At 71.1% G+C, this 10,375-nt stretch carries 8 protein-coding genes; 6 read left to right on the top strand and 2 right to left on the bottom strand.

Annotation, left to right across the window (positions count from 1 at the left end):
• Nucleotides 1-8: 8 nt before the first annotated feature.
• Nucleotides 9-611, bottom strand: a complete 603-nt coding sequence (locus AB0H75_RS47505) for a flavin reductase family protein (protein WP_367808171.1) — start codon at nucleotides 609-611, stop codon at nucleotides 9-11.
• 860 nt (nucleotides 612-1,471) lie between these two features.
• Between AB0H75_RS47505 and AB0H75_RS47500 the strand changes: the two genes are divergently transcribed.
• From AB0H75_RS47500 to AB0H75_RS47475, 6 genes are read left to right on the top strand one after another with little or no spacing between them, the layout of a single operon-like run.
• Entirely contained in the window at nucleotides 1,472-2,812 is a 1,341-nt protein-coding gene (locus AB0H75_RS47500) for an extracellular solute-binding protein (protein WP_367808169.1), read from the top strand.
• 57 nt (nucleotides 2,813-2,869) lie between these two features.
• Nucleotides 2,870-3,826 carry a carbohydrate ABC transporter permease gene (locus AB0H75_RS47495; protein WP_367808167.1) on the top strand — a complete coding sequence of 319 codons (957 nt, stop codon included), beginning with the start codon at nucleotides 2,870-2,872 and terminating at the stop codon, nucleotides 3,824-3,826.
• A complete protein-coding gene (locus tag AB0H75_RS47490) occupies nucleotides 3,823-4,653 on the top strand; it encodes a carbohydrate ABC transporter permease (protein ID WP_367808165.1) in 831 nt (276 codons plus the stop codon). The genes AB0H75_RS47495 and AB0H75_RS47490 overlap by 4 nt, the downstream gene beginning before the upstream one ends.
• On the top strand, nucleotides 4,650-6,059 hold the full coding sequence (locus AB0H75_RS47485; protein WP_367808163.1) for a GH1 family beta-glucosidase: 1,410 nt from the start codon (nucleotides 4,650-4,652) through the stop codon (nucleotides 6,057-6,059). Before AB0H75_RS47490 ends, AB0H75_RS47485 begins: the two co-directional genes overlap by 4 nt.
• Nucleotides 6,040-7,038, top strand: coding sequence for a LacI family DNA-binding transcriptional regulator (locus AB0H75_RS47480; protein WP_367808161.1), 999 nt, complete (start codon nucleotides 6,040-6,042; stop codon nucleotides 7,036-7,038). The genes AB0H75_RS47485 and AB0H75_RS47480 overlap by 20 nt, the downstream gene beginning before the upstream one ends.
• Nucleotides 7,039-7,062: 24 nt before the next feature.
• Entirely contained in the window at nucleotides 7,063-8,118 is a 1,056-nt protein-coding gene (locus AB0H75_RS47475) for a phosphotransferase family protein (RefSeq protein ID WP_367808159.1), read from the top strand.
• Here AB0H75_RS47475 and AB0H75_RS47470 read toward each other — a convergent pair.
• Nucleotides 8,014-10,350, bottom strand: a complete 2,337-nt coding sequence (locus AB0H75_RS47470) for a M64 family metallopeptidase (protein WP_367808157.1) — start codon at nucleotides 10,348-10,350, stop codon at nucleotides 8,014-8,016. The two genes, AB0H75_RS47475 and AB0H75_RS47470, sit on opposite strands and share 105 nt — an antisense overlap.
• Between the last annotated feature and the right edge of the window lie 25 nt (nucleotides 10,351-10,375).

Here is a 10,375-nt window from a genome sequence, read left to right as displayed (position 1 = left end):
GCTCCAGGTCAGGATTCGGGGTGGGCCAGGAAGCGGCCGAAGCGGCCCTGGTGGTACAGCAGGGGGCGGCCGGGGCCGTGCACGCGGGCCTCGGCGACCAGGCCCACGACCAGCTTGTGGTCGCCGACGTCGGCGGTCTCGTACGGCAGGCAGATCAAGTGGGCCGTGACGTCCTGCAGCAGCGGCGCGCCCAGCGGGCCGGCGCGCCAGCGGGTGGGCTCGGCGAAGCGGTCGATGCCCTTGCTGGCGAAGCGGGCGGCCAGCTCGGCCTGGTCGCTGGCCAGGATGTTGACCGCGAAGTGGTCGGCGGCGCCGAGCCGGGGCCAGGTGGTGGAGGCGCGGTCGACGTAGAAGGAGACGAGCGGCGGTTCGAGGCTGACGGAGGAGAAGGAGGTGGCGGTCAGGCCGACGGGGGCGCCGGCGTGCTGCGCGGTGATCACGACGACGCCGCTGGCGTGCACGGCGAGCGCCTGCCGGAAGTCGGCGGCGGTGACGGAGCGGCCCGGCAGGCCCTCGGGCTCCGGCAGGGCGTCGGGCAGGCCCTCGGGCAGATCGTCGGGCAGATCCTCGGGCAGGGTGTCCGGCAGGGAGTGGGGCAGCGTGTCGGTCATGCGTGCGCCCCGCTCCTGGACGTGCGGGACATGGCTGAAGGGTTGATCACGAGAAGGTTCCTCACGGGTGGAGACAGGCTCGCGCGACGCCCCGGGACGGCGGGGCGCGGGAATGGGGTCGGCGGTGGCGTGGGCGGCGTCGGCCACGCGGGAGCACGAGGGTGGAGGGAGGCGACGAGGTCCGTGATCAGCGACACTGGGCGCTGGTGACGTGGCCGAAGTCCACGTGGGGGCGCCTGGTCAGGAGGAGTCCCTGGCTCATACCCATGACGGTAGGCCGCCCGCGGCCGTAAGTCAACATTCCCTACTGGTTTTGAAGGGAACTAGGACGGGAAAGGAAGGCCCCGCGGCCGCGGAACGCCCGGCTCCGTGATCCAGCCGGGCCGGGCGTTCCCGTGTGAGCGGTCTCAAGCGGCGGCGGTCACCGGCCCGCCCTCAGGACCCCGGGCGGCGGCGCCGCGTCCGCTCGTGCGAGGCGTCGCGGTATCGATCACCCCTCTCGGTCGGAACGGCCCGAGTCCACCACCGCGCGGCTGCATCTCACTTGGATCGTCTTGCGGCCTGGTTGGAACCGTCCTTTCTCGCGGTAAGAGCCCTGCGTGCGGGCGACATGCCCTTCATGCGACACAAAACGTGTCTGTTGTGATGGGAGCGCTCCCAATCCGCCTTTTGCGTGATACCTCCCTCGGAATCCCTTTTCACGGTTACAAATCGCACCATTGGTAACGGTTGCGTTTCGGTGGATTGACGTGCAGAGCAGGCAAGTGCACCCTTTGTGGGAGCGCTCCCAAAGTCTCCCACCGCGGCGGAGCGCGTGCCGCGGTGCACTCCCCCAACATTCACCCGAGAAGGGGTTCCCCATGATGATCAGCAAGCGTCGCGGTGGTCTGGCCGCGGCCTCGGTGCTCGCCGCGGCGGCGCTGACCGTCGCGTCCTGCAGCTCAGGAGGCGGCACTTCGCAGTCCGGCGCTCCCGCCTCCTCCGGGGCCGCCGCGCCCGTCACCATCCGCGTGCAGACGTTCGGCGGTGGCACCAACTTCGGTTACAAGAACGCCATCGCCAAGTGGAACGCCGAGCACAAGGACATCCAGATCAAGGAGGAGCACCTGACGGACCAGTTCGAGCAGCAGTACTGGCCGCAGATGATCCAGTGGCTCACGTCCGGGACGGGCGCGGGTGACGTGGTCGGCATCGACGAGGGCGGCATGGGCCTGGCCAAGGCGCACCCCGAGTGGTGGGCGGACCTCAAGGAGTACGGCCTGGACTCGCGCAAGGCCGACTTCCCCGCCTGGAAGTGGGAGAACGGCGTCACCGCCGACGGCAAGCTGTTCGGCCTCGGCACCGACATCGGTGGCATGAGCCTGTGCTACCGCGCCGACCTGTTCAAGAAGGCCGGGCTGCCGAGCGAGCGCGACAAGGTCAGCGCCCTGTGGCCGACGTGGGACGAGTTCATGAAGGTGGGCCAGCAGTTCCAGTCGAAGGTCAAGGACACCAAGTGGGCTGACGGCACCAACACGCTGTACCAGGTGTACCTCTACCAGGAGGCCGCCAAGAACGGCAACGTCACCTACTTCGACCAGCAGAACAACCTCATCGTCGACAAGAACCCGGCGGTGAAGAACGCCTTCGACTTCGCCTCCAAGATGAGCCAGCAGGGCCTGACCGCCAAGCTGCGCAACTTCACCGACGAGTGGGCGGCGGGCACCCAGAAGGGCGCGTTCGCCACGGTCGGCTGCCCGTCCTGGATGCTCGGCGTGGTCAGCGGCAACGCCGGCGACGACGCCAAGGGCAAGTGGGACGTCGCCTCCGTGCCCGGCGGCGGCGGCAACTGGGGCGGCTCGTGGGTGGCCGTGCCCAAGCAGTCCAAGCACCCGAAGGAAGCGGCCCAGGTCGCCGACTACCTGACCCAGGCGCAGACCGAGGCCAGCATCTTCACCGACTTCGGCAACATGCCGAGCAACACCAAGGCTCAGCAGGACCCGGCCGTCCAGGGCGCGAAGAACGCGTTCTTCAACGACGCCCCGATCGGTGAGATCTTCGCCAAGTCCGCCTCCTCCCTCCAGCCGGTCTTCCTCGGCGTGAAGCACGCCCAGGTCAAGAACGCCGTGGAGTCGGTCATCCAGGGCATGGACGACGGCTCGGTCGCCTATGACAAGGCCTGGCAGCAGCTGGTCGACGACGCGGTCAAGGCCGCGGGCTGATCCTCCCGCCCGGCCCGCCGACAGCGGGCCGGGCATGTTGCCGCCGAAAGGTCTGTTATGAGTCTCGACACCCTCCCGCGGGCGGCACGGAGCAACCATCGCCGCTCCCGCCCGCCCGGCCGCCGCTGGCGCTCGCGATTCGACGTCAAGGCGATGCCGTACGCACTGGTGTCCCCGTACTTCCTGCTGTTCGCCGCCTTCGGGCTCTTCCCGCTGGCCTTCACGCTCTACTACTCGCTCTACGACTACGACCTGGCCGGCACCACCGAGTGGGCCGGGCTGGGCAACTACACCGCCCTGCTGGGCGACGAGGACTTCTGGCGGGCCGTGATCAACACGGTCGGCATCTTCGTCCTGGCCACCGTGCCGCAGATGTTGCTGGCGCTGTTCCTGGCCAACGCGCTCAACAAGCGCTTCAAGTTCCGCCTGGCGATCCGCATGAGCGTGCTGCTGCCGCTGGTGACCTCGGTGGTCGCCGTGGCCGTCGTGTTCACGCAGCTCTTCGCCCGCGACTGGGGCCTGGTCAACTGGATCCTGAGCTGGTTCGGCATCGACGCCTTCAACTGGCGGGCCGAGCGCATCCCGTCCTGGATCGCCATCGCCACCATGGTCGACTGGCGCTGGACCGGCTACAACGCGATCATCTTCCTGGCCGGCATGCAGACGATCCCCCGCGACCTGTACGAGGCCGCCGCGATCGACGGCGCCTCGCGCCGGCGCCAGTTCTGGCAGATCACGCTGCCGATGCTGCGCCCGACCCTGATCTTCGTGGTGCTCAACTCCACGATCGGCGGCCTGACGCTGTTCTCCGAGCCGACCACCTTCTACAACGGCAACGTGGACGGCGGCTCGCAGGGCCAGTTCCAGACGGTGGCGATGTTCATCGTCAAGCAGGGCTTCCGCGAGTTCGACTACGGCTACGCCGCCGCGGCCGCCTGGCTGCTGTTCCTGCTCATCCTCATCGGTGCCGCGATCAACTTCCTGTTCGTGCGCAGGATCGGAGGCACGAAATGACCAACTGGTCTCCGACCGTCTTCACGCGCGTCATGCTGGCGCTGGCGGTGCTCCTGTCGGCGTTCCCGCTGTACTGGATGCTGGTGATCGCCTCGCGCACGAACGCCGACGCGGTGTCGGTGCCCCCGCCGTTCCTGCCGGGCGGCAACCTGGGCGACAACATCATCGCGGTGCTCAACAACGAGGACGCCAAGTTCCTGCTGGGCCTGACGAACTCGTTCATCGTCGCGGCCACCGTGACGGTCTCGGTCGTCATCATCTCCACGCTGGCCGGCTTCTCGTTCGCGAACCTGCAGTTCAAGGGGCGCAACGCGCTGCTGGTGCTGGTGCTGCTGACGATGGCCGTGCCGCTGCAGCAGATGGGCGTGGTGCCGCTCTACCGGCTCATGGTGAGCCTGGAGTGGACCGGCACGCTCAAGGCGGTCATCCTTCCGTACCTGCTCAACGGGTTCGGTGTGTTCCTCATGACGCAGTACACGCGCCAGGCCGTGCCGATGGAGCTGGTCGAGGCGGCCCGGGTGGACGGCGCCGCGACGCTGCGCATCTGGTGGAACGTCGTGCTGCCGGCGGTGCGTCCCGGCATGGCGGTGCTCGGCATCAACACGTTCATGCTCATGTGGAACGACTTCATGTGGCCGCTGATCGTGCTCACCCCGGACAACCCGACCGTGCAGATCGCGATCACCTCGCTCAACGCCAGGTTCTCCACGAACTACACGTTGATCTTCGCGGGCACGGCGCTGTCCATCATCCCGCTAGTCGCAGTATTCATCGCATTCGGCCGTCAGATCGTGGGCGGACTCATGGAAGGTGCGGTCAAGGCGTGACGACACAAGAGGAACAGACGCGTTCCGGGCTACGCTTCCCCACGGGCTTCACATTCGGCGCGGCGACCTCGGCGTACCAGATCGAGGGAGCCGTCGCGGAGGACGGGCGGGGCACCTCGATCTGGGACACCTTCGCCAGGACGCCGGGCCGGATCCTCAACGGGCACAACGCGGACGTGGCCACCGACCACTACCACCGCTTCCGCGAGGACGTCGCGATCATGGCGGACCTGGGCCTGACCGCCTACCGGTTCTCCGTGTCCTGGCCGCGCATCCAGCCGACCGGCTCGGGCAAGGTCAACCAGAAGGGCCTGGACTTCTACAAGCGCCTGGCCGACGAGCTGCGCGGGCACGGCATCGACCCGTGGCTGACCCTCTACCACTGGGACCTGCCGCAGGAGCTGGAGGACAAGGGCGGCTGGCCGAACCGGGACATCGCCTACTGCTTCGCCGAGTACGCGGCGACCGTCCACGCGGCACTGAAGGACCACATCCACACCTTCAGCACGGTCAACGAGCCATGGTGCGCCGCGTTCCTGGGTTACGCCTCCGGGGAGCACGCCCCCGGCAGGCGCGAGCCGGAGAACGCGATCAGGGGCGCGCACCACCTCAACCTGGCCCACGGCCTGGCCGTGCAGGCGATGGGCGCGCGCCGGGTCGGCGGCTGCGTCAACCTGTACGCGGTCAGCCCGGCGACCGGCAGCCCCGAGGACCTGGACGCCGCCCGGCGCATCGACGGCCTGCAGAACCGTTTCTTCCTGGACGCGCTGCTGCTCGGCCGCTACCCGGAAGACGTGCTCAACGACGTGCCCGGCGAGATCGACTTCATCAAGCCGGGCGACATGGAGACCATCAACGCGCCCATCGACGTGCTGCTCGTCAACTACTACAGCCGCTTCACGGTCTCGGGAGCACCAGGCGGCAAGAAGTCGGCGGCGGCGGCCCCCACGGACGCGGGTTCTCCGTGGGTCGGCAGCGAGCACGTGTCGTTCGTCAACGGGGGCCGCCCGACGACGGCGATGGACTGGGAGATCGACGAGGGCGGCCTGGTGGAGGTCCTCACCCGGGTGGCGCGGGACTACCCGCCGGTCGCGATGGTGGTCTCCGAGAACGGCGCCGCGTTCGACGACGTCATCGAGGACGGCCGCGTGCACGACCCGCAGCGGCAGGCGTACGTGGAGGCGCACCTCGGCGCGTGCCGGGAGGCCATCGACGCCGGTGTGCCCCTGGAGGGGTATTTCGCCTGGTCGCTGATGGACAACTTCGAGTGGGCGTGGGGCTACGGCAAGCGGTTCGGCCTGGTCCATGTGGACTTCGACACCCAGGAGCGGCTGCTCAAGGACAGTGCGCTCTGGTATTCGGAGATCATCCGGCAGAATAGGACCCATGAACCGACCGACTCTTGAGGCCGTCGCGGCCCGGGCAGGTGTAGGCCGGGGCACGGTGTCGAGGGTCATCAACGGCTCGCCCAACGTCAGCGCCAAGGCTCGCGAGGCCGTCGAGCTGGCCATCCGTGAGCTGGGCTACGTCCCCAACCGTGCGGCGCGGGCACTGGTGACGCGCCGCACGGACACGGTGGCGCTGGTGGTGTCGGAGTCACAGCTGCGGGTCTTCGACGAGCCGTACTTCGCCGGCACCATCCGCGGCATCGGCTCGGCGCTGGCCGAGACGGGGCTGCAGCTCATCCTGGCGATGGCGCGCACCCCGGAGGAGCACGCGCGGCTGGAGCACTACCTGACGGGGCAGCACGTCGACGGCGTGCTGCTGCTGTCGCTGCACGGCGCCGACCCGCTGCCGGAGCGGCTGGAGGCGATGGGCGTGCCGACCGTGCTCGGCGGCCGCCCCGTCGGCCTCGATCCGTACAGCTACGTGGACATGGACAACAGGGCCGGGGCCCGGCAGGCGGTCAAGCACCTGCTGGGCCTCGGCCGCGGCGCGATCGCGGCCATCGCCGGCCCCCAGGACATGGGCGTGGGCGTCGACCGTCTGGCCGGCTACCGCGACGCGCTGCTGCCCTCGGGCCTGTCGGAGCTGGTCGCCTTCGGCGACTTCTCCGAGCAGAGCGGCTCGGCGGCGATGGTCGAACTGCTGGCGCGCCATCCCGACCTCGACGCGGTCTTCGCGGCCTCCGACCCGATGGCGCTCGGCGCGATGCGCGTGCTCAAGGCGGAGGGCCGCCGGATCCCGCAGGACGTCGCGGTGATCGGGTTCGACGACTCCAAGGCCGCGCTGCACGCCGACCCGCCGCTGACCACCGTCCACCAGCCGACCGAGGCCATGGGCCGGCAGATGGCCCAGCTCCTGGTGGCCCGCATCAACGGCGAGGAGCTGCGCCAGCCCGTCGTGATCCTCGACACCCATCTCGTCCGGCGGGAGTCGGCCTGACCCCGGCCATGTGAGGGAGCCCTTGTGGACAGCAGGACCAAGCGCCGCTTATCGGCCGCCGAGCTCGACGCCCTGGCCCGGCGGGCCCTCGGCACGGGCGTGCGGTCCGCCACCGAGCTGACCGACGGCTTCGCCAACGCCGTGTGGCGGCTGACCCTGGACGACGGGCGCGAGACGGTGCTGAAGCTGGCGCCGCCGCCCGAGCTGGATCAGCTCAGCTACGAGCGCGACCTGCTGCGCATGGAGGCGACGGCCATCGCGCTGGCGGGCGCGGCCGGCGTGCCGGTGGCGGAGCTGCTGCACGCCGGGTTCGACGACCCGGTGCTGGGCGGCGACTACCTCATGCTGGCCGCCCTCGACGGGGTGTCCTGGAACGCCGTCAAGGACGCGGTGGAGCCGCTGCACGGCGCCGAGCTGCGCCGCGAGCTGGGCCGCCACCTGGCCAGGTTCAACGGGGTGACCGGCGAGGTGTTCGGCTACCCGCACGCCGGCATCACCGGCGCGACCTGGCGGGAGGCGTTCCTGGCGATGGTGCGGGCGCTGGTGGGCGACACCGAGCGCTACCCGACGCCGCTGCCGCGCCCGGCCGGCGAGGTGCTGGCGGTGTTCGAGGCCGCCGCGCCCGTGCTCGACGAGGTGACCACGCCCCACCTGGTCCACTTCGACGTGTGGGTGGGCAACGTCTTCCTGGACCTGCGCGGCACGCCGCGGATCCAGGCGCTCATCGACCACGAGCGGGCGTTCTGGGGCGACCCGATCGCCGAGTTCGTCACGCCGACGATCTTCGACGAGCTGCGCGAGGACGACCCGCTGCTGGCGGGCTACCGCGAGGTGACGCCGCTGGAGCTCACGCCGTCCGCGCTGACCCGGCTCGACCTCTACCGGGCCTACCTGTCGCTGATCCTGCTGGTGGAGAACGGACCCCGGCAGTACCCCGAGGAGGAGTACGCCGGGCTCCGCGACGCGGCCTTCGCCTCACTGGCGCAGGTTCTGGACCGCCTCGTACGCTCCGCCCCGGACGTCCGCTCTCCCCTGGGCACCTCTCCCCTGGGCACCTCTCCCCTGGACACCGTGGGATAGCGGCGCGCACTGGCCGGACCCGGCGCCGGCCAGGTCGTTCGGCACGCCCAGGTCGGCCGGGGCCGCGCTGTTGCCCGAGCAGGCGAGCGCGCCCCTGACGGCGGTGCCGGACAGCACCGGCGCGGCGTTGCCGGTCAGCAGCGCGGCGCCGCGCACGTCGGCGCCGACGACCACCAGCTCCCCCGCGCCGGAGACGGTCAGCGCGCCCTGGACGCGGGTGCCGAGCAGGTGCACGGCGGCCGGGCGGGCGGCGGCCAGCGCGCCGGTGACCCGGCCGCCGGTGGCCACCAGCGAGGCGCCCTCGCGTACGGTGACGGGGCCGGTGACCCGGGCGCCGTCGAGGCAGGTGACGCCGTCGGCGACGACGAGCGGGCCGCGGTGCTCGCCGGTGACCGTGCGGGTGCAGGCGGGCGGCGGCGCGATCGTGGTGACCGTGAAGCTCCCGGCCGCGCCCGTGTTGCCGGCGGCGTCGATCGAGCGGTACTCGACCGTGTGGCGGCCGCGCGGCAGCCTGCCGTAGACGAGGGAGTCGATGACGGTGCCCTGCTCGGAGAAGGTCCACGGCAGCTCGGAGGAGGTGGGCCAGCCGAAGTAGTCGAACCAGCCGTCGCCGTCCACCCGCGACTGCGAGACGACGTGGCCGGCGCGGTCGTCGTCGCCGGTGAGCCGCATGGTGAAGGGGCCGTTGTAGACGTAGGTGTCGCCGGCGCGGGCCAGGGGCCGCGACAGCTCGTACGCGGTGACCGGCGGCTCGGCGTCCACCTCCCAGGTCAGCGTGCGCCCGGCGAGCGCGGCCGTGACCGTGTGCGCGCCGGGCGCGAGGCCGAGCGCGCCCAGGTCCAGCTCGGTCGTGCCCGGCACCGGCCCGCCGTCGAGCGCCCAGGAGACGCGCGGGATCGCGGCGGCCGGGTGGGTGGTCTCGACGTGGACGACGGCGGCGTGGCCGAGCGGCCGGTCGGTGGGCGTGGCGGAGACGATCGCCGGCTCGGTCCCGTCGGACGGGGTGGTGAGCGCGGTGTCCACCGTCCAGGTGCGCGTGGCGGTGAGGGCGGCCCTGATCTCCGGGTCGCGGACGAAGCCGGTCGGGTCGGTCACGGTGGCGGTGACCGTGTGCGTGCCCGGCGCGAGACCGAGGTCGCGCAGGTCGAGGGCGTCCCGGTCGCCGGGCAGGGCGCGGCCGTCCACGCTCCAGGCCGTCGTGAGCGAGTGCCTGGCGGGGTGCATCGGCTCCACCCACAGGACGCGGTCGGCGCCGACGGGCGCGGCGGCGGGCGCGGCGTCCTGGACCACGGCGGTCCTGGCCGTGATGCGCTGCGTCATCACCTCGCGGGCGACCTGGTCGAAGGCGTAGCCGAGGGTCTTCATCATCGAGTGCGCGCTCGGCCGCCACACGCCGGTCGTGGCGTACAGGCCGCCCTCGTAGCGGCCGATCGGGCCGCCGGACTCGCTCGGCTCGCCCAGCCAGCGCCACCACTTCTTGCGCTGCTCGCGCAGCTGCCGCTCGGTGAGCAGGGTGTGGTGGGCGCTGGCCGGCTCGGGGCCGGTGTAGGCGCCGCCGGGGACGCCGCGCTGGTAGTAGTCGTACTCGTCCTGCAGGCCGCCCAGCGAGTGGCCCAGCTCGTGCGGGCTGATCAGGGCCGACATGCTGTTGCTGCCGGAGGCGGTGGCGTACGAGCCGCCCGCGCCGCCGTAGGTGCCGCTGTTGGCCAGGGCGAGGATCTGCCGGTTGCCGGGGGTCGTGCCGGTCACCAGGTCGGCGTAGCGGGTGGCGGCGGCGTTGTCCATGGTGATCAGGCGCTGGACGCTCGCCGGGTTGCAGCCGCCCCAGAAGCCCATGCTCAGGGGGGTGGCGCGGCGCGGGGCGTCCAGGCCGGGGTCGCAGCTCACGCCGGACTCGCCGGAGACGATGTCGATCCGGTAGACGTTGACGTAGGTGCGGTAGGACGCGAACGGCTCGATCGACCACATGACGTTGAGGTGCCGGTCCACGTCGGCACGGAACTTCGCCTGGTCGGCCTCGGTGTAGCCGTCGCCCATGACGATGAGGTTGAACCTCTTGCCCACGGGGCCGGTGACCTGGACGGGAACGACGGTGGCGGGGGGCGCGGCGGCGGGGGTCGTGGCGGCTGCGGTGGCGGCGGCTGCGGTGGCGGCGGCTGCGGTGGAGGGGGCCGCGGTGGCGGGGACGTGCAGCAGGGCTGCGGCCAGGGTCAGGGCCGCTAATCTACGCATGCCCCGCACTATCCCCCCAAGACGA

It is taken from the genome of Nonomuraea sp. NPDC050783 (assembly GCF_040802095.1).
GTDB lineage: Bacteria > Actinomycetota > Actinomycetes > Streptosporangiales > Streptosporangiaceae > Nonomuraea.
This window is presented reverse-complemented; position numbering and strand designations above follow the sequence as displayed.